This is a genomic window from Streptomyces sp. NPDC054872 (assembly GCF_053610705.1).
Map to the genome: position 1 here is coordinate 83,406 of NZ_JBSGYY010000033.1, position 21,988 is coordinate 105,393.

The 21,988-nt window shown below is 70.9% G+C and carries 18 protein-coding genes; 10 read left to right on the forward strand and 8 right to left on the reverse strand.

Going from position 1 to position 21,988, the window contains the following annotated elements; all coding sequences use genetic code 11:
* Nucleotides 1-38 precede the first annotated feature (38 nt).
* Complete coding sequence (locus tag ACWGIH_RS32170) at nt 39-1,454, reverse strand: MFS transporter (RefSeq protein WP_453448630.1); 1,416 nt, start codon at nt 1,452-1,454, stop codon at nt 39-41.
* Nucleotides 1,455-1,776: 322 nt separating this feature from the next.
* Here ACWGIH_RS32170 and ACWGIH_RS32175 point away from each other — a divergent pair, with 322 nt between their 5' ends.
* The 3 genes from ACWGIH_RS32175 to ACWGIH_RS32185 all read left to right on the forward strand — a co-directional run bounded on the left by ACWGIH_RS32175 (nt 1,777) and on the right by ACWGIH_RS32185 (nt 7,952).
* Complete coding sequence (locus ACWGIH_RS32175; RefSeq protein ID WP_453448631.1) at nt 1,777-2,715, forward strand: DUF3027 domain-containing protein; 939 nt, start codon at nt 1,777-1,779, stop codon at nt 2,713-2,715.
* Nucleotides 2,716-3,719: 1,004 nt separating this feature from the next.
* Complete coding sequence (locus tag ACWGIH_RS32180; RefSeq protein WP_453448632.1) at nt 3,720-6,887, forward strand: sacsin N-terminal ATP-binding-like domain-containing protein; 3,168 nt, start codon at nt 3,720-3,722, stop codon at nt 6,885-6,887.
* Between the two features lie 231 nt (nt 6,888-7,118).
* Nucleotides 7,119-7,952 carry a DUF5707 domain-containing protein gene (locus tag ACWGIH_RS32185; RefSeq protein ID WP_453448633.1) on the forward strand — a complete coding sequence of 278 codons (834 nt, stop codon included), beginning with the start codon at nt 7,119-7,121 and terminating at the stop codon, nt 7,950-7,952.
* A gap of 14 nt (nt 7,953-7,966) precedes the next feature.
* On the opposite strand, the gene ACWGIH_RS32190 is transcribed toward ACWGIH_RS32185, so the two are convergent.
* Together ACWGIH_RS32190 and ACWGIH_RS32195 are read right to left on the reverse strand one after the other, a co-directional pair.
* On the reverse strand, nt 7,967-10,369 hold the full coding sequence (locus ACWGIH_RS32190; protein WP_453448634.1) for an HAD-IC family P-type ATPase: 2,403 nt from the start codon (nt 10,367-10,369) through the stop codon (nt 7,967-7,969).
* Nucleotides 10,370-10,502: 133 nt separating this feature from the next.
* Complete coding sequence (locus ACWGIH_RS32195; protein WP_451214821.1) at nt 10,503-10,772, reverse strand: DUF2530 domain-containing protein; 270 nt, start codon at nt 10,770-10,772, stop codon at nt 10,503-10,505.
* 223 nt (nt 10,773-10,995) lie between these two features.
* On the opposite strand from ACWGIH_RS32195, the gene ACWGIH_RS32200 reads away from it, so the two are divergent.
* A complete protein-coding gene (locus tag ACWGIH_RS32200) occupies nt 10,996-12,444 on the forward strand; it encodes an NCS2 family permease (RefSeq protein ID WP_453448635.1) in 1,449 nt (482 codons plus the stop codon).
* 42 nt (nt 12,445-12,486) lie between these two features.
* Here the strand turns inward: ACWGIH_RS32200 and ACWGIH_RS32205 are convergent, their stop codons facing one another.
* Entirely contained in the window at nt 12,487-12,669 is a 183-nt protein-coding gene (locus tag ACWGIH_RS32205; protein ID WP_363211910.1) for a ribbon-helix-helix protein, CopG family, read from the reverse strand.
* 144 nt (nt 12,670-12,813) lie between these two features.
* Here ACWGIH_RS32205 and ACWGIH_RS32210 point away from each other — a divergent pair, with 144 nt between their 5' ends.
* Together ACWGIH_RS32210 and ACWGIH_RS32215 are read left to right on the forward strand one after the other, a co-directional pair.
* Complete coding sequence (locus ACWGIH_RS32210) at nt 12,814-13,251, forward strand: MarR family winged helix-turn-helix transcriptional regulator (RefSeq protein WP_190083830.1); 438 nt, start codon at nt 12,814-12,816, stop codon at nt 13,249-13,251.
* A gap of 120 nt (nt 13,252-13,371) precedes the next feature.
* Entirely contained in the window at nt 13,372-14,709 is a 1,338-nt protein-coding gene (locus ACWGIH_RS32215; RefSeq protein WP_453448636.1) for an MFS transporter, read from the forward strand.
* Between the two features lie 12 nt (nt 14,710-14,721).
* Here ACWGIH_RS32215 and ACWGIH_RS32220 read toward each other — a convergent pair whose 3' ends face one another.
* Nucleotides 14,722-15,231: a GNAT family N-acetyltransferase gene (locus tag ACWGIH_RS32220; protein ID WP_453448637.1), complete on the reverse strand. Its 510-nt coding sequence runs from the start codon at nt 15,229-15,231 to the stop codon at nt 14,722-14,724.
* 138 nt (nt 15,232-15,369) lie between these two features.
* Between ACWGIH_RS32220 and thpR the strand changes: the two genes are divergently transcribed.
* Complete coding sequence (gene thpR / locus ACWGIH_RS32225; RefSeq protein WP_453448638.1) at nt 15,370-15,939, forward strand: RNA 2',3'-cyclic phosphodiesterase; 570 nt, start codon at nt 15,370-15,372, stop codon at nt 15,937-15,939.
* A gap of 168 nt (nt 15,940-16,107) precedes the next feature.
* Here the strand turns inward: thpR and ACWGIH_RS32230 are convergent, their stop codons facing one another.
* A complete protein-coding gene (locus ACWGIH_RS32230; protein ID WP_453448639.1) occupies nt 16,108-17,100 on the reverse strand; it encodes an aldo/keto reductase in 993 nt (330 codons plus the stop codon).
* Between the two features lie 77 nt (nt 17,101-17,177).
* A complete protein-coding gene (locus ACWGIH_RS32235; RefSeq protein ID WP_453448640.1) occupies nt 17,178-17,897 on the reverse strand; it encodes a GDSL-type esterase/lipase family protein in 720 nt (239 codons plus the stop codon).
* A gap of 115 nt (nt 17,898-18,012) precedes the next feature.
* Here ACWGIH_RS32235 and ACWGIH_RS32240 point away from each other — a divergent pair, with 115 nt between their 5' ends.
* Nucleotides 18,013-19,029, forward strand: coding sequence for a WD40 repeat domain-containing protein (locus tag ACWGIH_RS32240; RefSeq protein WP_453448641.1), 1,017 nt, complete (start codon nt 18,013-18,015; stop codon nt 19,027-19,029).
* 32 nt (nt 19,030-19,061) lie between these two features.
* On the opposite strand, the gene ACWGIH_RS32245 is transcribed toward ACWGIH_RS32240, so the two are convergent.
* Nucleotides 19,062-19,853, reverse strand: a complete 792-nt coding sequence (locus ACWGIH_RS32245; protein ID WP_453448642.1) for a TetR/AcrR family transcriptional regulator — start codon at nt 19,851-19,853, stop codon at nt 19,062-19,064.
* Between the two features lie 139 nt (nt 19,854-19,992).
* Between ACWGIH_RS32245 and ACWGIH_RS32250 the strand changes: the two genes are divergently transcribed.
* Entirely contained in the window at nt 19,993-21,018 is a 1,026-nt protein-coding gene (locus ACWGIH_RS32250; protein ID WP_453448643.1) for an ATP-binding cassette domain-containing protein, read from the forward strand.
* Entirely contained in the window at nt 21,015-21,866 is an 852-nt protein-coding gene (locus tag ACWGIH_RS32255; RefSeq protein WP_453448644.1) for an ABC transporter permease, read from the forward strand. Before ACWGIH_RS32250 ends, ACWGIH_RS32255 begins: the two co-directional genes overlap by 4 nt.
* Nucleotides 21,867-21,988 lie beyond the last annotated feature (122 nt).

A 21,988-nucleotide genomic window follows, 5' to 3' on the forward strand; every position in this document is an offset into this window, starting at 1 on the left:
GGGGGTCGCGGCGTGCCGCACCCGTTGATTTGTCGGGCTCACGCCACCCGCGAGCGGCGCTTCCCGCCGTGCCGGGCCGCCGAAAGCAGGCCCCGCACGGTCGAGAGCCAGCCGACGGCGACGATCGCCGCGGCCACCGAGAACCCCAGTGACCCGTTCAGCGGCAGGGCCATGCCGATTCCGCCGCCCACCACCCATGACACCTGGAGCAGGGTCTCCGAGCGGGCGAAGGCCGAGGTCCGTACTTCTTCCGGTACGTCCCGCTGGATCAGCGCGTCCAGGGAGAGCTTCGACATGGCCTGGGCGAAGCCCGCCACCGCGCCGAGGCAGGCGACACCCACGGCCCCGAAGAACACCGCCGCGGTGACGGCCACGCCGAGGACGACGGCGACGACGGTCACGATGATGACCTCCGGCGCCCGCGATCTGAGGCCGGCGCCGACGGCGGTGCCGAGCGCGTTGCCGACTCCGGCCGCGACACCCACTATCCCCAGGGACACCGCGGCGCTCTGGCCGCCGAGCGGTTCCTCGCGCAGCAGGAAGGCGAGGAAGAAGATGAGGAAGCCGGAGAGACACCGCAGTGCGGCGTTGGCGGTGAGGGCGTGGGTGACGGCGGGCCCGACCGTACGCAGACCCAGGCGACGCTTCTTGGACGTGTCCGACGCGGCCTCGGCGCGCGCGTGCAGATGCAGATGTTCCTCGTCGGCCGCGAGCAGCGCCTTGTGCTCGCCCTTGGCCGAGTCGACCTTGGGCGGCAGAGACATGGACAGGAACATCCCCACGATGAAGATCACGAAGGCGCCGTAGAGCGGCCAGCGTGGTCCGAGCGCCTGTAGCCCCGCGCCGATCGGGGCCGCGATCCCGGTGGCGAGGAGCCCGCCGAGCGTGACTCTGGAGTTGGCCTTGACCAGGGAGAACCCCTTGGGCAGGAGTCTGGGCACCACGGCGCTCCGTACGACCCCGTACGCCTTCGAGGCGACCAGGACGCCGAGCGCGGCCGGATAGAGCTCCAGGCTCCCGGTGATCACCGCCTCGGACAGCAGCAGCGCCAGGAGGGCGCGGGCCAGCATCGCGGCGGCCATCGCGTACCGGCGGCCGTGCGGGAGGCGGTCGAGGAGGGGGCCGATGACGGGGGCGAGGAGGGTGAAGGGCGCCATGGTGATGGCGAGGTAGAGGGCGACACGGCCGCGGGCCTCGTCCGTCGGCACGGAGAAGAAGACGGTGGAGGCGAGCGCGATCGTGATCATGACGTCGCCCGCGCCGTTCACGGCGTGCAGTTCGATGAGCTTGCCGAGGCCCGACTCGCCCGCGCCGTGCGCGTGCGTGGCCTTGCGGATGCCGCGGGCCGTGCCGGTGAAGGGCAGGTGCAGGGCACGGCCGACCCAGCGGGCGGACCGGTTCAGGACCGGACCCCGTCCGCTGTATCCCTGGGACGACGACCTTGCGGCTGCCACCTCGTCATAGTGCCCCCTAAAGGCGCGCTGTACGGGTGGGTGGGCGGGAGAAACGCCGCGAAGCGGCGAAACGCTCTGCTCGGTGGGGAGGGCAGCCGCACGCCGGTGTAGGCCCAGGGGCCAGGAGAAGGTAGCGTGCGTAGCGCGCCTGCGGCGGTTGTTCTTGGCCGCGCGCCTCTCGGTCATCCCGCAGAATGGATGACGTAGGTGCGCCCGAGGACGTTCGGGCGCGGACGTCGACGCGGCCCTTTGGTCCGCTCCGTCCGCACTCCCGCGTATGGGTGGCGCACTCGTGAGACGGCGTAATGGAGAAGCGATACCTGTGAGCGCAGCGACAACGCGAAGCCGTACCCCGCGTACCCCGCGTACTCCCGACCGCCTGTGCGCCGAGGCGGTGGGACTGGCCCGCGACGCGGCCGAGGAGGCCGCCGCGCCCGGTGTGGTCGGTGAGCATGTCGAGGTCGTGGTCGAGGGCGACCGCGTCGTCACGCACCTGTTCGAGTGCAAGGAGTTCGGCTACCGGGGCTGGCGCTGGGCCGTGACGGTGGCCCGCGCCTCGCGCGCCAAGGTCGTCACGCTCGACGAGACGGTGCTGTTGCCCGGCCCGGATGCCTTGCTGGCCCCCGAGTGGGTGCCGTGGAGCGAGCGGCTGCGTCCCGGTGACATGGGCCCGGGGGACCTGCTCCCCACGGACGCGGAGGATCTGCGCCTGGAGCCCGGCTACTCCGGCGAGGAGGAGCCGCCGCCGAACTCCGTGTTCTCCGAGGAGATGGCGGAGCTCGTCGAGGCGGAGGACGCGGACGTGACGGCGGGCTCGCCCGCCGAGCTGCCGGCTGCGCCGGCGCGTGGCTCCATCGCGGCGCTCGCGGACGAGCTCGGCATGCGCCGGGCGCGTGTCCTGTCCCGGTACGGCCTGCATGCCGCGGCCGATCGCTGGGAGGAGTCACACGGCGCGAAGACGGCGATGGCGCAGGCGGCGCCCGCGTCCTGCGTCAGCTGCGGCTTCCTTGCCCCGATCGGCGGATCGCTCGGGCAGGCGTTCGGGGTCTGCGCGAATGAGTTCGGTCCTGCGGACGGGCACGTGGTCTCCCTCGCGTACGGCTGCGGGGGTCACTCGGAGGCGGCCGTGATGCCTACGCCGTCGCGGCCTGCCGCGCCCGTCCTCGACGAGACCCGCGTAGACGTCCTCCCCCTGCGCCCGTCCCCCGACTCGGGCTCGGTCCCGCTGGAGGGTGCGGCGGAGGATCTCGGCCACAGCTGAGATTACGTGGGGCCTGGCCCTGGCGGGCTTTCGCTGGGGGGTGCGCTCGCGCTCTGCCTGCGTGGCGGCGGCCCCTCGTGCCCGCGCTGCGCGCGGATCATCCCCACCCACCCACCCGTTTGCCCCGGGGTGCAGGGGCTGGCGACATTGGCGTGCGCCGGTTTTCTGCCTGGCGGCCCGGTGGTCGCTCGTACCCGCGCTGCGCGCGGTTTTTCCCGCCCACCCGCCCGTTTGCCCTGGGGTGTAGGGGTTGGCGTCGTTGGCGTGCGCCGGTTTTCTGCCTGGAGGCCCGGCGGTCGCTTGTGCCCGCGCTGCGCGCGGATCATCCCCACCCACCCACCCGTTTGCCCTGGGGTGTAGGGGTTGGCGTCGTTGGCGTGCGCCGGGTTTCTGCCTCGAGGCCCGGTGGTCGCTCGTGTCCGCGCTGCGCGCGGATTTTCCCCGCCCACCCACCCGTTTGCCGGGAGAAACCGCGCGGAGCGCGTGGTGGTGTCTGCCGGTCCGTGGAACGGAACTCCCCCTCCCTGCGCCGCACAGGGCCCCTTCGCGATGGGTGGGCGGGGAGCATTCGCGCGGAGCGCGGGCTCAAGCGACCAGCGGGCTGCGGATCGGGTCTGTCCGCGCCGCGAGGGGTTCCTACGTGATGGCTCGTGCTTCGGGGTGACCGGGTGGGTGGGCGGGGAGCATTCGCGCGGAGCGCGGGCTCAAGCGACCGCCGGGCCGCGGATCGGGTCTGCCCGCGCCGCGAGGGGCTCCTACGTGATGGCTCGTGCTGCGGGGTGATCGGGTGGGTGGGTGGGGGAAATTCGCGCGGAGCGCGGGGTGATGTTCGCCGGGACGAGGATCAGGTCTCCCCGCGCCGCGAAGAGCACGGGCGGGGATGCCCCGCGCGCAGCGCGGGAGAGGACACCGCCGCAAGCCCCCCCGCAGGGACCCGCACTGGTGGGCAAAACCGCAGGACGCGATACCGTTCGCCCCGCGAACCGAGCGAGGGAGACGACACCGTGAGCAAGACCGTGCGGCCGGCGGCCGAGGGCACTGACCCGTTCGGCACGGCACGGCTCCGCCGGGGAGTCCTCGACGCCTGGGCGGCGAGCCCGGCCCGGTTCCGGGAGGACGCCAACGCCGAGGAGGACCTCGCCCTCGGCGGCTACCGGGACCGCCTGATCGTCGAGCTCGCCCAGAATGCCGCTGATGCCGCGGCCAGGGCCGGGGCCCCGGGACGACTCGCCCTCACCCTCCGGGACGGCGTACTCGCCGCCGCCAACAACGGCGCCCTCCTCGACGCCACCGGCGTCGAATCCCTCTCCACCCTCCGCGCCTCCGCCAAGCGGGAGGATCAGGGCAACGGCGCCGTCGGACGCTTCGGCGTCGGCTTCGCCGCCGTCCTCGCCGTCTCCGACGAGCCCGCCCTCGTGGGACGTACCGGCGGAGTCCGCTGGTCCCTGAGCGAGGCACGCGAACTCGCCGCCGACACGGCCCGCTTCAGCCCCGGCCTCGGAGATGAAATCCGCAGGCGCGACGGCCACGTACCCCTGCTGCGGCTGCCCTTCGCCGCCGAAGGGACCGCCCCGGAGGGGTACGACAGCGTCGTCATCCTGCCCCTGCGCGACGCCGCCGCCGAGGACCTCGTCCTGCGGCTCCTGAGCGACATCGATGACGCGCTCCTCCTCGCTCTCCCCGGCCTCGCGGAAGTGACGGTCCAGGTCGGCGACCACGCCCCCCGCACCCTGCGCCGCACCGCCGAGCCCGGCTACGTGGACGTCTCCGACACCCGTGACGGCGACACCCGCTGGCGTACCGTCAGCCGGCAGGGCGGCCTGGAGCAGGATCTTCTCGCCGACCGGCCCGTCGAGGAGCGGCTGCGCCCCCACTGGTCCGTCACCTGGGCCGTCCCCACCGACCGCGAGGGCGCCCCGCAGGCTCCCCGCAGCGCCCCCGTCCTGCACGCGCCGACCCCGAGCGACGAGCCGCTCGGAGTGCCCGCCCTGCTCATCGCCTCGTTCCCGCTGGACACGACACGGCGGCACGCGGCGCCGGGCCCGCTGACCGACTTCCTCGTGCAGCGCGCGGCCGACGCGTACGCCGAACTCCTCGCCGCCTGGCGGCCCGTCGGGGAAGGCATCATCAGCCTCGTCCCCGGCCCGCTCGGCAAGAGCGAACTCGACGGCGCCCTGCGCCAGGCCATCCTCGACCGGCTGCCCCGCACCGCTTTCCTGCCGCCCGCGGTGGAGGCCGTCCCGCAAGAGGACCCCGACGTACCCGAGTGGCAGGTCCCCGTCGCGCTGCGCCCGCGTGACGCCGAGGTCGTGGAGGGCGCGGGCGCCGACACCGTACGCGTGCTCGCCGACGTCCTGCCCAGCCTGCTGCCCGCCGGGCTCGAACGGCGTGCCGAGCTGCGCACCCTCGGTGTCGCCCGCGTACCGCTGACCGAGGCGATCGACCGCCTCGCGGGGCTCGAGCGGGAGCCGAGCTGGTGGCGACGGCTGTACGACACTCTCGCGGGTGTCGATCCCGACCGTTTGACCGGGCTTCCCGTCCCCCTCGCTGGGGGCACCTCCCAGGCTTTCGGCTCTGGGGGAAGCCGCACCACCATCGGGCCCCGCCAGGTCCTCCTGCCGGTCATCGGCGACGACAGCGACCCCGCGGCCCTGGTCCGCCTCGGTCTGAAGGTCGCGCACCCCGACGCCGTGCACCCCCTCCTGGAGAAGCTCGGCGCCCTGCCCGCCACGCCCCGCGCCGTCCTGACGACCCCGCAGGTCCGCGCCGCCGTCGCCGCATCGCTCGACGACGACACGTGGGACGAGGACGCCCCGGACGCCGACGAGCTCGCGGACATCGTGCTCGCGCTCGTCCGTGACGCGAACCTCGCGCCCGGCGACGAGCCCTGGCTCGGCGCGCTCGCCCTCCCCGACGACGAGGACGGCGACCTCGCGCCCGCCGGTGAACTCGTCTTCCCCGGCAGCCCCTTCGCTCAGGTCATGCGCGAGGACGAACTCGCCACGGTGGACGCCGAGCTGGCCGAGCGCTGGGGCGAGCAGCCCCTCGCCGCGTGCGGGGTGCTCGCCACCTTCGCGCTCGTCCGCGCCACGGACGTCGTACTCGACCCCGATGAACTCGATCCGCGCGAGGGCGACTTCGCCGAGCCCGACGACGCGGGGCTGCTCGACGCGGTCGACGTGTGGTGCGAGGACACCCTCGACCGGCTGCCGGAGACTCCCGTCCCGCCGGTCGCCACCGAGATCATCGCCGTACGGGACCTGGACCTGGTCGACGACGACTGCTGGCCGCAGGCCCTCGCGATGCTCTCGTGCCCGCCGCTGCGGGACGCGTTGACGCAGCCGCTGCGGATCCTGCTCCCGGACGGCACGACGGAGAGCGTCCGTTCGTACACGGCGTGGTGGCTGCGCGGGAATCCGGTGCTCGGCGGGCGGCGTCCCGCCGGTCTGCGGGCGTCGGGCGGCGATCCGCTGCTCGAAGGGCTCTACGACGCGGCCGACGCGTCCGGCTTCGACGACGAGCAGGTGCTGCGGGCGCTCGGCGTCCGTACGTCGGTCGCCGCACTCCTCGCGGAGCCCGGCGGCGCCGCGGAGCTGCTCGAACGGCTCGCTGATCCGGAGAGGACCGTTTCGGCGTCCCAACTGCACGCGCTGTACGGCGCCTTGGCCGATCTGGACCCGGAGCAGGTGACGCTGCCGGACGAGGTACGGGCCGTGGTGGACGGTGACGTCGTGGTCGTCGACGTGGCGGACGCGGTCGTCGCCGACACCCCCGACCTGCTGCCGCTGGCGGGGGGCGTGGCGCTGCTGCCCGTGGAGCCCCGCAGGGCGGGCGACCTGGCCGAGCTGTTCCAGGTGCGCAGGCTGAGCGAGACGGCGGCGGTGGAGCCCGCGGGGGAGGGCGCCGAGCATCCGGTGCCGGAGCCGGTGCGGATTCTGCTGGGTTCCGGGACCCCGGAGACGTACGTGGAGCACGAGGAGCTGATCGCGGGCGGCGTCGAGCTGGACTGGCGCCGGACGCCGGACGGCACGGTCCACGCCGCCACGCTGGAGGGCGTGGCCGCGGGACTCGCGTGGGCGGCGGGCCAGTGGCCGCGCCGCTTCGAGGTCGCGGCGCTGCTCGAAGACCCCTCCCGGACCGACGAGCTGGAGCGGGACCGTTGGTTCGACTGAGCAGCGGGGAGCGGACCGCTCGCTTGACGACCGGCTTCCGGCGAACGCTTCTTCCGGCGAACCCTGCCGGAAGCCCCCGCTCCCCTTCCCGGTCACAAAATCTTCACTTCCCGTACAACCAGAGGGGCGGGTCGCGGGTCTGATCTTCCGAGTCAACAGACTCCTAGATCACTGGGCTCCGCGTGACAACCCCCATATACCGCGGCGCCCCCTTCCCACCTGGGGAAACACATGCGCATCCGTGCCACCGTGGCCGTACTGACCGGCACCCTGGCCCTGTCCGCCCTCGTCGTCCCGGCCGCCCAGGCCGCCGACGGGCCGAACGACCCGAAGCTCGCGCCCTTCGCCGCCAACGCACCGGCCGACGAGGTCGTCGGCGACACGAAGATCACGAAGGTCGTCGTCAACGGCGGCAAGAACATCGTGGTCGGCACCACCGAGAAGAAGAAGTTCACCATCGCCGTCACGGCGACCGACCCCGAGGGCATCTACGACGCCGATGCCCTCCTGTGGCACGGCTCGGACGCCGAGACCGACGTCGACGGCCTGCTCTTCTCCGATGAGGCCGGGGCCACCTGCAAGGTCGTCAACGCGACCACCTCCACCTGCACGGTCAACGTAACCGCCGACCCGAAGCTCGACCTCTACAGCAACATCCTGGCCGGCAAGTGGAAGGTGTCGGCGTACGCGATCGGCAACGACGCCGACTCCATCAGCAAGGACACGGTCGGCTACGCCAGCATCCAGCGCAACGCCCGCCTCACCACCAACGCCTCCCCGGAGCCCGTCAAGAAGGGCAAGACCCTCACGGTCACCGGCGCCCTGACCCGCGCCAACTGGGACACCTTGAAGTACGCGGGCTACACCAAGCAGTCGGTGAAGCTCCAGTACAAGAAGAAGGGTGCGACCTCCTACTCCACCCTCAAGACCATCACGTCCGACTCCAAGGGCAACCTGAGGACGACCGTGACGGCCTCCGCGGACGGCTACTACCGCTACGTCTTCGCCGGTACGTCCACGACTCCGGCCGTGACGTCGACCAGCGACTTCGTGGACGTCAACTAGCAGCCCACAAGCACCTACGCCGGAAAGCGGCGGCCGACCCAGCGGAAGATGACCTCGATGATCAGCGAGGCCACCGCCGCGATCGCGACCGCCGCCCACGGCATCGTCGTGCCGACCAGTTTCAGCTGGAAGAAGTCCTGGAGCCACGGCACGGTGAGCACCAGCAGGAAGCCGAGACCCATCGTGCCGATGAGGCCGAGCCGCCACCACGTGTAGGGGCGGGCGATGATCGCGAGGACCCACATGGCGATCAGGAACAGCGCAAGCGTGGCCGCGCTGGTCTCGGCTTCCCGCGCGCCCGCGCCCGAGTAGTGGCTGCGTGCCAGGAGGTACGTGCAGAACGTCGCCGCGCCCGCGACGACCCCGCCCGGGATCGCGTACCGCATGACCCTGCGTACGAAGTGGGGCTTGGCCCGCTCCTTGTTGGGGGCGAGCGCGAGGAAGAAGGCCGGGACGCCGATCGTCAGGGTGGACAGGAGCGTCAGGTGGCGCGGCAGGAACAAGTACTCCACCTGCGAGCAGACCACGAGCAGCGCGATGACGACCGAGTAGACGGTCTTCACCAGGAACAGCGTCGCGACCCGCGTGATGTTGCCGATGACGCGGCGGCCCTCCGCGACCACCGAGGGCAGTGTCGCGAAGCTGTTGTTCAGGAGCACGATCTGGGCGACCGCCCGCGTCGCCTCGGAGCCCGAGCCCATCGAGACGCCGATGTCGGCGTCCTTCAGGGCCAGGACGTCGTTCACGCCGTCGCCCGTCATGGCGACCGTGTGGCCGCGTGACTGGAGGGCGCCCACCATGTCGCGCTTCTGCTGCGGGGTGACCCGGCCGAAGACGGAGTTGGCGTCCAGGGCCTCGGCCATCTCGCCCTGCTCCGCGGGCAGCTTGCGGGCGTCCACGGTGTTCTCCGCGCCCGGCAGGTTCAGCTTCCCGGCGACCGCGCCCACGGACACCGCGTTGTCGCCGGAGATGACCTTGGCGCTGACGTCCTGCTCCTCGAAGTACCGCAGGGTGTCGGCGGCGTCCGGGCGCAGCCGCTGCTCCAGGACGACCAAGGCGGTGGCGCGGGCCCCCGCGGCCACGTCAGGGTCGTCCAGTTCACCGGCGGCGCGGGCGAGCAGCAGTACGCGCAGGCCCTGTTGGTTGAGGTCCTCGATCTCGGCGAGGGACGGGTCGCCGTCGGGGAGGAGGACGTCGGGGGCGCCAAGGAGCCACGTCGAGGTGTTGCCGTCGCCCTCGCTGAAGGAGGCGCCGCTGTACTTGCGGGCCGAGGAGAAGGGCAGCGACTCGGTGCAGCGCCACTCCTCGTGGTCGGGGTAGGCGTCGATGATCGCCTGGAGCGAGGCGTTGGGCCGCGGGTCGGATTCCCCCAGGGCGCCGAGGACTTTTCGTACGTACGCCTCGTCCGTGCCGTTCAGCGGGCGCAGTTCGGTGACGTCCATGCCGCCCTCGGTGAGGGTGCCGGTCTTGTCGAGGCAGACCGTGTCGACGCGGGCCAGGCCCTCGATCGCGGGGAGTTCCTGCACGAGGCACTGCTTGCGGCCGAGCCGGATGACGCCGATCGCGAAGGCGACCGACGTGAGGAGCACGAGCCCCTCCGGGATCATGGGGACGATGCCGCCGACGGTGTAGGCGACGGACTCCTTGAAGTTGTCGTCCTTGACGACGAGCTGGCTGATGATGAGGCCGATCGAGGTCGGGACCATCAGCCACGTCACGTACTTGAGGATCGTGGAGATGCCGGTGCGCAGCTCGGAGTGGACGAGCGTGAAGCGGCTCGCCTCCTCGGCGAGCTGCGCCGCGTACGCCTCGCGGCCGACCTTCGTGGCGGTGAACGCGCCGCCGCCCGCGACCACGAACGAGCCCGACATCATCTTGTCGCCGGGCTTCTTGATGACCGGGTCGGCCTCACCGGTCAGGAGTGACTCGTCGACCTCAAGGCTCTCGGTCTCGACCGCCTCGCCGTCCACCACGATCTTGTCGCCGGGACCCAGCTCCACCAGGTCGCCGAGGACGATCTCGGAGGTGGAGATCTCGGACGCCGTGCCGTCGCGCCGGACGGTCGGCTTGGCCTCGCCGATGACCGCGAGTCCGTCCAGGGTCTTCTTGGCGCGCAGCTCCTGGATGATGCCGATGCCCGTGTTGGCGATGATCACGAAGCCGAAGAGGCTGTCCTGGATCGGCGCGACGAAGAGCATGATCACCCAGAGCACGCCGATGATCGCGTTGAAGCGGGTGAAGACGTTCGCCCGGATGATCTCGGTGGTGGACCGGGAGCTGCGGACGGGTACGTCGTTGACCTCGCCGCGTGCGACCCGCTCGGCGACCTCGGCGGCGGTCAGACCCGTCGCGCGTCCGGTGGGCGGTGCCACCGGGTGGACCGGGTCGAGTTCGGCGCCCGCGTCGATATGCGTCATGGCATCGACGGTACGGGCGGGGCGGGGGCTTCACCCCTTGAGTGGCCCAAAGATCCGACCACGGTAGGAGACGGACCGTCCCGTGGTCGTACTGGAGTCCCGTGGTCGTGCGGGCGGCCGCGCGACGAACGGACTACTCGGCGGCCGGGGCCGCCTTGCGCGCCGCGTCCCGCTTGATCGCCGCGTCGCGGCCCCGCACGTACCAGATGCCGATCAGGCCGAGGCCGGCTCCGGCCAGGCAGGTCCACACCCACCAGGTGGCGTCGCGGTCGTCGAACCAGCCGTAGAACGGCAGCTGCACCAGGAAGAGGACGAACCAGAGGATCGTGCCGCCCGTGATGGTGGCGACGACGGGGCCCTCCAGGGGCTCGGGCGCCTCGTGCTTGGGGGTCCACTTCTCCATGCGCCTAGCTTACGAGCCGCCGGGGCGGGCCTCCGCGGGGGTCGGTGTGCCCTGACGCCACAAGGGTCTACGCGCGGAGATAGCGAATTCCCCTTCATGTATTCATACTGAAACCGCTCGTTAATGGCTGGTTGTTTTCGTAAGAACAAACAAATCGATCAATGACCGCCGCTTGACGATCTTCCCCCTTTCTCTGCGTTTCTCTGAGTCCACGAGGTCCCGCATGCCTTCCTCGGCCACCACCCCGGTCGACGCCAGCAAAGAGCCGCCGAAGCCCCCGCAGGGTGGCATCGACGGCTTCTTCAAGATCACCGAGCGGGGTTCGACCCTCGCCCGTGAGGTCCGAGGCGGCTTCGCCACCTTCTTCGCGATGGCCTACATCATCGTGCTGAACCCGATCATCCTGGGCAGCGCGAAGGACATGTACGGGCACCAGCTCGACAATGGCCAGCTGGTGACCGCGACCGCCGTGGTCGCCGCCTTCACCACGCTGCTCATGGGCGTCATCGGCAACGTCCCGATCGCGCTCGCCGCCGGTCTCGGCGTGAACACCGTGGTCGCCCTCCAGCTCGCGCCCCGTATGTCGTGGCCCGACGCGATGGGCATGGTCGTCCTCGCGGGCTTCGTCGTGATGCTGCTCGTGGCGACCGGACTGCGGGAGCGCGTGATGAGCGCCGTGCCGCTGGGCCTGCGCAAGGGCATCGCGATCGGCATCGGCCTCTTCATCATGCTGATCGGTCTCGTCGACGCCGGCTTCGTCTCGCGCATCCCGGACGCCGCGCACACCACGGTCCCGCTGCAGCTCGGCGGCGACGGCCACCTCAACGGCTGGCCCGTGCTCGTCTTCGTGCTCGGCGCGCTGCTCACGCTCTGCCTGATCGTGCGCAAGGTGCCGGGCGCGATCCTCATCAGCATCGTCGTCATGACGATCGTCGCGATGATCGTCAACGCGGTCGCGAAGGTGCCCTCCTGGGGCCTGACGACGCCCGAGTGGCCCGGCAACCCCGTCGCGACCCCGGACTTCGGCCTGGTCGGTCAGGTCAGCCTGTTCGGCGGCTTCGAGAAGGTCGGTCTGCTCACCGGCATCCTCTTCGTCTTCACCGTGCTCCTGTCCTGCTTCTTCGACGCCATGGGCACGATCATGGGCGTCGGCGACGAGGCCAAGCTGACCGACGCCAACGGCAACATGCCGGGCATGAACAAGGTCCTGTTCGTCGACGGCATCGCGGTCGCCGCGGGCGGCGCCTCGTCCTCCTCGGCCACCACCTGCTTCGTGGAGTCCACGGCGGGCGTCGGCGAGGGCGCGCGTACGGGCTTCGCCAACATCGTCACCGGCGGCCTCTTCACCGTGGCGCTGTTCCTCACGCCCCTCGCGACGATGGTCCCGTCGCAGGCGGCCACGCCCGCGCTGCTCGCGGTCGGCTTCCTGATCCTGTCCGGCTCGATCGGCCAGATCGACTGGGCGGACTTCACCATCGCGATCCCGGCGTTCCTGACGATGATGATGATGCCGTTCACGTACTCGATCACGAACGGCATCGGCATCGGCTTCATCTCGTTCACCGTGCTGCGCCTGGCGTCCGGCCGCGGCCGTGAGGTGCCGGCCGCGATGTACATCGTGTCGGCCGTCTTCGCCTTCTACTACCTGATGCCGGCGCTCGGCCTCACGTAACCGAGTCGACCCGGTCTCGCGTACATGCCTACGGGGCGGCCATCAGGCCGCCCCGTAGAACTTTTCCGTCTCCTCGACGGCGCTCTGGAAGCGCTCGTCGAAGTCGCCACGGATGAGCGTCCCGACCACGTAGTCCTGGACGCTCATTCCCCTCTTGGCGGCGTGCTGCTTGAGCCGGTCGAGCAGCTCACCGTCTATTCGCAGGCTGAGCACTGTCGATCCCATGCGTGCCAGGGTCCCTGCCGTTCCGCGGACCGTGTCTCACTTTCCGCGGCCACCTCACTCATATGGGTGACGAAAGGGTTCCGTGACTCTCGTCGCGGGAAACCAGGTGGTCTTTAGCTAGAGTAATGAGTTACTCTAACGAACATGCCGGACCTCTCCCATGGTGACGACGCCGCCGCCGTGAACTCCCTGCGCTCCGCCGTGATGCGCCTGTCCCGTCGACTCAAGCACCAGCGGGTCGACGAGTCGCTGAGCCCCACCGAGATGTCGGTGCTCGGCACCCTCGCCCGCTGCGGCCACGCCACCCCCGGTGAGCTGGCCCGCAAGGAGCACGTGCAGCCGCCGTCGATGACCCGCATCGTCGCGCTGCTCGAAGCCAAGGGTCTCGTCCGGCTCGAGCCGCATCCCGAGGACCGCCGCCAGAAGGTGGTGACCCAGACGGAGACGGCCGAGGCCATGCTCGAGGAGAGCCGCCGCAAGCGGAACGCCTGGCTGGCCGGCCTGACGGAGCACCTGGACGAGGACGAGTGGGCGCGACTGCGCGCCGCGGCCCCCGTCCTGGAGAAGCTCGCGCACCTGTAACCCGCGCACCTGTAACCCGCGCACCTGTAACCCGCGCACCTGTAACCCGCGCACCTATAAGCAGTACTCACTCCGGGCCACCCGCCGTGAGCCGTACGACGCCAAGGAGGCGAACGCACTTTGAGTACGGGATCCGGAGCAGACTCCGCCCCCGCACCAACCACCCTCGACAAGTCCCCTGCCGCCAAGACGTCGATGTTCAGCTCGCTGAAGATCCGCAACTACCGGCTCTTCGCCTCCGGCGCCGTTGTCTCCAACACCGGCACGTGGATGGCGCGCATCACCCAGGACTGGCTGGTCCTGAGCCTCACCGGCTCCTCGGCCGCGGTCGGTATCACCACCGCGATGCAGTTCCTGCCGATGCTCCTGTTCGGCCTCTACGGCGGCGTCATCGCCGACCGATTCGCCAAACGGAAGCTGCTCTTCTGCACCCAGGGCGCGATGAGCATCAGCGGCCTCTTCCTGGCGGCGCTCACCCTGAGCGGCAACGTCCAGGTCTGGCACGTCTACCTCGCGGCGTTCTTCACGGGTCTCGTCACGGTCGTGGACAACCCGACCCGGCAGTCCTTCGTGTCCGAGATGGTGGGACCCGACCAGGTCCGCAACGCCGTCTCGCTGAACTCGGCGAACTTCCAGTCCGCCCGCCTCATCGGCCCCGCCGTGGCGAGTGGTCTCACCGCCGCGGTCGGCCCCGGCTGGGCGTTCCTCGCCAACGGCCTGTCCTTCCTCGCGCCGCTCACCGGCCTGATGCTGATGCGCACCCGCGAGCTGCACCCCACCCCGCGCAAGCCGCGCGGCAAGGGACAGTTGAAGGAAGGCCTGAACTACGTCTCCAAGCACCCCGAGCTGATCTGGCCGATCGTCCTCGTCGGCTTCGTCGGCACCTTCGGGTTCAACTTCCCGATCTGGCTGAGCGCCTTCGCGGACGACATCTTCCACGGCGGCGTGGGGATGTACGGCCTTTTCAACACCCTGATGGCGATCGGTTCGCTCGCGGGCGCGCTGCTCGCTGCCCGCCGCGGCACCTCACGCCTGAGGCTGCTCGCCGGGGCCGCCATCGCCTTCGGTGTCCTGCAGATCGTGGCCGCGTTCGCGCCCGAGCTGTGGATGTTCGTGGCGCTGATCGTCCCCATCGGCATCCTCGGTCTGACGGTGAACGTCACCGCCAACTCCTCGGTCCAGATGGCCACCGACCCGGAGATGCGGGGCCGCGTCATGTCCCTCTTCATGATGGTCTTCACCGGCGGCACGCCACTGGGCGGCCCGCTCTTCGGCTGGCTCGCCGACGCGTACGGGGTGCGCGTGAGCATGGCCGCGGGCGGCCTCATCTGCGCCGTGGCCGCGATCGGGGTCGGCCTGATGCTGGCCCGCGCCGCGAACCTGCGGCTCAAGGTGGATCTGCGGCGCGGGCAGCAGCACGTGCAGTTCGTGCCGCGAGAGCTGGCGACGGCGGCGTGAGCCGCTACCCGGTTACACCCGCCGGGCCAGGATCTGGCCCGGCCAGGTGCCGTCCTGTTCGACGAAGGACTCGGTCCGGGTGAAGCCGTTGCGCTCGTAGAACGCGACGAGCTTGCCGTCGCCGCCCGCGTAGCAGTCGACCCGGAGCAGGGAGACCCCCTGTCTCCGGGTTTCCTCCGCCGCGTGCGCGAGGAGGGCGGCGCCCGCACCTGTCCCGTGCCGGGACGCCAGCAGATGGATGTACCGCTCCGGCTCGTCCACCGGCGCGATGTACGACCCCGGCCCGTCCGTCAGCGTGAGCGTGCCGACCGGCAGCCCACCGATCTCCGCGATCCAGGGGGAGCCGGTGGTCAGATACTTCTCGACCAGGGCGATGGTCTTGGGGTTGGTCGACCAGGGCTGGTCGCCCCACTGCCCGGTGCGGCCCTGCGAGACGAGCCAGGCGACGGCTTCGTCGAAGAGGGCGAGGACAGTGGGGATGTCGTCGGGGCCGGCGGGACGGATGGTTATGTGGCTGTCCATGCGGCCTTTTCTCCCCCGCTTCGGGCCCGGATATCCAGCCCGTCCGGCGTTTGAGGACGATCTCGGCGGAGCCGCACATGTCACAGCCGGGAAGGGGCGGGGTTGGGGAAGAACCCCGCCGGAGGCAAGACTTCCCCCATGAGACTCTTCGCGGCCGTGCTGCCGCTCGAAGCCGCAGCGGACGAGCTGGCCGACGCGGCGGACCGGTTGAAGACCCTGCCGGGCGCCGAAGCCCTCCGCTGGACGCGCCGCGAGAGCTGGCACTTCACCCTCGCCTTCATGTCCGAGGTCGAGGACGCCACGGTCCCGGAGCTGTCCGAGCGGCTGTCCCGAGCGGCGAAGCACACAGCTCCCTTTCCCCTCGCCCTCCACGGGGGTGGCCACTTCGGCGACCGCGCCCTGTGGACCGGAGCCGCGGGTGACGTGGACACCCTGCGCCTCCTCGCCCGGCGGGCGGACGCCGCGGCCCGCAAGTCCGGCATCACCATGGAGGAGCACCGCCACTACCGCCCCCACCTGACGCTGGCCCGCGGCCACGGGGAGCCGCCCCTGCGCACATACGCCGACGGCCTCGCGGACTTCGAGGGCGCGGAGTGGACCGTGGCCGAGCTGACCCTCGTACGCAGCAACCTGCCCGTGAGCGGAGTACCGGGGGAGCGGCCCCGCTATGAGGTGGTCGGTCGATGGCCGCTGGGCGGAGCCGGTTAACCTCGACTACGTGGACCCGAAAACCAGGAACCGGATCATGGCCGGTGTGCTCGTAGTGATGTTCGTCGTGGTGGCCGTGGCGGCCGCGGTCGGCCAGTGAGGCGATGACCGCGGCCGCGTAGAGCCGCTGCCCGTCAGGTGTCGCCCGCTACCAGGCGAAGGACCCTGCTACCAGGCGAAGGACTCCGGCGAGGGCCCCGGCCCCGGGAAGATCTCGTCCAGGGCGTCGAGCAGCTCGTCCGGAAGTTCCAGCTCGACCGCGCGCAGTGCGCTGGTGAGCTGCTCCGGCGTACGCGGCCCGACGATCGGGCCGGTGATGCCGGGCCGGGTGAGCAGCCAGGCGAGCGCCACTTCGCCCGGCGCGAGGCCGTGCTTGTCGAGCAGGTCCTCGTACGCCTGGACCTGCGCGCGCACCTCGGGCTTCGCCAGCTCCTGGGCGGCGCGTCCGCCGGTGCGCCGCTTGCCCTCGCCCTCCTTCTTCAGGACGCCGCCGAGCAGCCCGCTGTGCAGCGGCGACCACGGGATGACGCCGAGGCCGTAGTCCTGGGCGGCCGGGATGACCTCCATCTCGGCGCTGCGCTCGGCGAGGTTGTAGAGGCACTGCTCGCTGACGAGGCCGTAGCTGCCGCGGCGCGCGGCGATCTCGTTGGCCTGGGCGATCTTGTATCCGGGGAAGTTCGATGAACCCGCGTAGAGGATTTTGCCCTGGGTGATGAGGGTGTCGATCGCCTGCCAGATCTCCTCGAAGGGAGTGCTGCGGTCGATGTGGTGGAACTGGTAGATGTCGATGTAGTCGGTCTGCAGGCGCTTGAGCGAAGCCTCCACGGACCGGCGGATGTTGACCGCCGAGAGCAGGTCGTGGTTGGGCCACGCGGGCTTTCCGTCGAGGGCCATGTTCCCGTACATCTTGGTGGCGAGGACGGTCTTGTCGCGCCGCTCGCCGCCCTGCGTGAACCACGTGCCGAGGATCTCCTCGGTGCGGCCCTTGTTCTCGTCCCACCCGTAGACATTGGCGGTGTCGAAGTAGTTGATGCCCGCGTCGAGCGCGGCGTCCATGATCGTGTGGCTGTCGGGCTCGTTCGTCAGGGGCCCGAAGTTCATGGTTCCGAGCACAAGTCGACTGACCTTGAGTCCTGTGCGTCCCAGCTGCGTGTACTTCATGGTTGCCAAGCCAACGACTTGGAGTGCGCTCTACGCAAGGGGGCCGGGGGCGGCCCGGGGCGATCGCGGGGACGGCTTCAGGCGGTGGCCGGCACTTCGGAGGGTGCCGGGTGCGTCGATCCGTACGGCGCGCCAAGACCCCACGCCTGGTGCATCGCGTCCGCGAAAGCCGCCGCCAGTTTGTGTTCGCCGCTCGCGCCCGGGTGCGTGCCGTCGTAGGTGTCGCGGTCGATGTCGTACGACGGTGGCGTCGAGGCCAGGAGCAGCGGGGAGGCGCCCGTGTCGAGGTCCGCCGCCGCCTTCGCGAGGAGCACGTTGAAGCGGGACACCTCCGCCGCGAACGGGGCGTCCGTCCTGGCCCGGATGTTCGGGATCACGGGGAGCAGGACGAGGCGGACCCGCGGGTTGGCCGACCTCGCCGCCGAGACGAAGCGGCGTACGTTCTCCGCCGTCTGTTCCGCGTTCGTGTAGAAGCCCAGGTCGATCAGGCCGAGGGAGACGAGCAGGACGTCGGGGCGGTCCTCCCGCACCGCGTCCGCCATCCGCGGCGCCATGTGCAGCCAGCCCTCGCCCCACCCCGCGAAGTGGTGGCGGGGAAAGTCCGGGTCGCCGTCGGCGTAGGCGTACGAGACCGGTTCGCCGGAGACCTTGTCGTGCAGGGCGCTGCGCGGGCCCACCACCGCGAATCCCCGCTCGCCGAGCGAGGACCGCAGGTGCTGCCACATCCGGTAGCGCCAGGTGTGTTCCCCCGCGCTGCCGATCGTCATCGAGTCGCCGACGAACATGAACCTGAGCATCCGCTCATCATCGCGGATCAAGGCCCCGGCCTGCGATGTGAGGCTGAACACCCGATGCGAGGCCGAACACCTGGCGAACGCCCGGCCCCGGGCGCGGGGGTGGCAGGCTTGGGCCATGCGTTCACTGCGTTCTTCGATGGGTGTCCTCGGTGCCGTCGGCACCGCCGGCGCCGGAGCCCTGCTCCTCCTCGCCGGCGCCACCGGCCCCGCCGCCGCCGACGACAGCCACGACGGGTTCACCATCAAGGACCCCCGCATCATCGAGTCCAGCGGCCTCGCCGCCTCGCGCGCCCACCCGGGCGTCTACTGGACGCACAACGACCAGGACAAGAACGGGGCGTTGCTCTACGCGGTGGACGGCAGGACCGGCAAAACCGTCGCCACCCTCACCCTGACCGGAGTCGGCAAGCCCCGCGACGTGGAGGCAATCTCCGTCGGCGCCGACGGCAACATCTACGTCGGCGACATCGGCGACAACCTCGGCGGCACCTGGTCCCACGTGTGGATCTACAAGCTGCCCGAGCCGAAGGAGCTGGGCGACCGGACCGTGCGCGCCACGCAGTACACGGTGAAGTACGAGGACGGGGCGCGCGATGCAGAGGCCCTGATGGTGCACCCGAAGACCGGCCGGATCTACATCGCCGACAAGAAGGAGGAGGGCGGCGCGCTGTACGAGGGCCCCGCGCGGATGTCCTCGTCCGGGGTCAACGTCTTCAAGCGCCTCGGCACCACCGGCCTGTGGACCACGGACGGTGCCTTCTCGCCCGACGGGAAGCAGCTCGCCCTGCGCGGGTATCTCGGCGGCGTCTCGTACACCTGGAAGGGCGAGGGCAGGAAGCCCGAGCGCGAGGGGCGGCTGAGCGTGCCGTTGCAGCGGCAGGGCGAGTCCGCGACGTACACCCTGGACGGGACGACCATCCTGTACGGCACCGAAGGCGGGCAGAGCGAGGTCGAGCCCGTCGAGGTCGAGGGGGCGGGCGGCGGCAACTCGGCGTCCGGCGGCGGGAGTTCCGGTGAGTCGGGGGACGGCGGGGGCTCCGGGCTCGGCGGTGACGTCAAGGTGGGCGCGCTGACCCTCGCCGTGGTGCTGGCCGCGTTCTTCGGGCTGAAGCGGGTGTTCCGCCGCAAGTAGCGGGTGATCCACCGGGAGCGGCGGGCCGTACCTCAGGCCTGCCCGGCGGCGCTCGTCTCCGTCTCGCGCCGGGCCACCAGGACGTCGAGGCCGTCGAGCAGGCGCTGCAGGCCGAACTCGAAGTGGTCGAACTGCGGGCCGAACGCGTCGTCGGACAGGCCCGCGAGGTGGGGGTAGCGGCCGCTTTTCATGATCCGTTCGAGGGTCGGGTACTGCGCCTCCCAGAACGCCTCGTCCGTCAGGCCGGTCTTCTTGACCGCCTCCACCTCGTGCACCTGGGTGCGGGCGACCCCGGTGACGTACCCCTCGACCATGACGATCACGCCGATCAGCTCGGGGTCGGTCAGGCCCATCGACTTGATCCCGGCCAGGGTCAGTTCAAGGCCGCCGACGGAGCCGGGGCCGAGCACGGGGCGTGCCTGGTTGACCTGGAGCAGCCAGGGGTGTGCGCGGTAGAGGACGAGTGTCTCGCGGGCGTACGCCTCGACGGCCTCGCGCCAGCCGCCGCTCGGGAGTTCGGCGTCGGGGGCCGGCATGTAGACCCGGTCCAGCATCAGGTCGAGCAGCTCGCCCTTGCCCGGGACATAGCGGTACAGGGACATCGTGCCGGTGCCGAGCTCCGTGGACAGGCGGCGCATCGAGACCGCCGTGAGCCCCTCGGCGTCGGCGAGGCGCACCGCCTCCGTGACGATCCGGTCCAGGGTGAGTCCGGGCTTGGGGCCGCGCGTGGGCCGTTCGCCCGCGTCCCAGAGCAGCTCCAGGCTGCGGGCGATGTCGCCGCCGGTGCGCTGGTTGTCGCCGGATCCGCCGTTCGTGCTCGTCATGGCGCTCAGCCTAATCGCCTGACCAGAAATTGGGTACGGTGTACCCGCAAAACTGAGTACGGTGTACTCTCTATTGGGTACGGCGTACCCAGAATGGGGTCCGATCCGGGTGACCGGGACGGGAAGGTCTGGAGGGGCAGTGAGCGAGACGAACGAATACGCGGTGCGGGCCGAGGGGCTCGACAAGCGCTACGGGGAGAAGAAGGCTCTGGACGCCTTCGATCTGCGCGTGGCGCGCGGCACGGTGCACGGACTGCTCGGTCCGAACGGCGCGGGCAAGACCACCGCCGTGCGCATCCTCTCGACGCTGGTGCGCCTCGACGGCGGCCGGGCCGAGGTCGCGGGGGCCGATGTGGTGCGACAGCCCGACGTCGTACGCGGACGCATCGGCCTGACCGGCCAGTACGCGGCCGTCGACGAGGTCCTCACCGGTCGGCAGAACCTGGAGATGTTCGGCCGTCTCTTCCACCTCGGCGGCAAGCGGGCGGCGCGGCGCGCCCAGGAACTCCTCGAACAGTTCGACCTGGTGGACGCGGCGGGCAAGGGCGCGGGCCAGTACAGCGGCGGCATGCGGCGCAGGCTCGACCTCGCCGCGTCGATGATCCTCGCGCCCGCCGTTCTCTTCCTGGACGAGCCGACCACCGGACTCGACCCGCGCAGCCGCCTCGAAGTCTGGGACACCGTAAGGAAGTTGGTCGCGGACGGCACGACCGTCCTGCTCACCACGCAGTATCTGGAGGAGGCCGACAAGCTGGCCTCCCGGATCACGGTCATCGACCAGGGCCGCGCCATCGCCGACGACACCCCGGACGGCCTGAAGAACACGGTGGGCGGCAGCTACCTGGAGGTCGTGGTCCGCGACACCGCCGACCTGCCCGCGGCCCTGAAGGCCGTCGCCCGCGTCGCGGAGGGCGTGCCCGAGTCCGTCGACCTGGAGCGCCGCGTCCAGGCGGCCGTCACCGACCGGGTCGCCGCCCTGACGGACGTGGCGCGGACCCTGCAGGACCAGGGCGTCGCGGTCGAGGACATCGGCCTGCGCAGGCCGAGCCTGGACGACGTGTTCCTGCGGCTGACGGGACACCGCACGGAGCACGGGACGGGCCCGAACGGGCAACAGGCCGCCGAGGCCGCCGACATCGAAGAGAAGACGGGGGCCGCGGCATGAGCGCCGTACTGACCACGACCACGGACGCCGACGCCGCACAGCCGGCGCGCGGACGCCTCTTCTGGGCGCTCGCCGACACCTGGAACGTCACCCGCCGCTACCTCACGCACTTCCAGCGCCAGCCCGTCAACATCGCCTGGCAGCTGGGCTTCCCGATCATCTCCGTGCTCCTGTACGGATTCGTGTTCGGCGAGGCGATGAAGGTGCCGGGCGGCGGCGAGGACGGCGACTACAAGCAGTTCCTGATGCCCGGCATGTTCGTGATGACCATGGCCTTCGGCTTCATGAACACCGCGATGGCCGTCGTCACGGACTCCACCAAGGGCGTCATCGACCGCTTCCGCTCGATGCCGATGGCACCGTCGGCAGTGGCCGCGGGCCGCGGACTCGCCGACCTGATCGTGGCCTGCGCCGAGCTGACGATCCTCGCGCTCACCGCGCTGGCCATCGGCTGGCGGTCGAGCGCCGGGCTCCCCGAGACCCTTGCCGCGTTCGGCCTGCTGCTGCTCCTGCGGTTCAGCCTGATCTGGGTCGGCGTGTTCCTGGGCCTCGTGGTGCCGACCCCGGAAGCGGCGGGCGGGCTCTACGCGGTCGCCTTCCCGCTCACCATGATCTCCAGCGTCTTCGTCGCGCCCTCGCTGATGCCGGACTGGCTGGCGCCGGTCGCCGCCTGGAACCCGGTCTCCTCGACCGGCACGGCGGCACGCGAACTGTTCGGCAACCCCGGGGCGGGCGGGGCGAGCTGGGTCGAGCAGAACGCGGTCCTGATGGCCGTGCTCTGGCCGATCGCGATCTCACTCCTGTTCCTGCCGCTCGCGGTACGCAAGTTCAAGCAGCTGAGCCGTTGAGGGGGCGCCCCCGAAGGGGCGCGGGGAACTGCGCGCCCAGCCACGACGGACCGGTAGGTGAAGGCTGAGGCGGGGACAGCTTTGTCGACGCAGTGAGGGCGCCCGGCAGGTGATACCTGCCG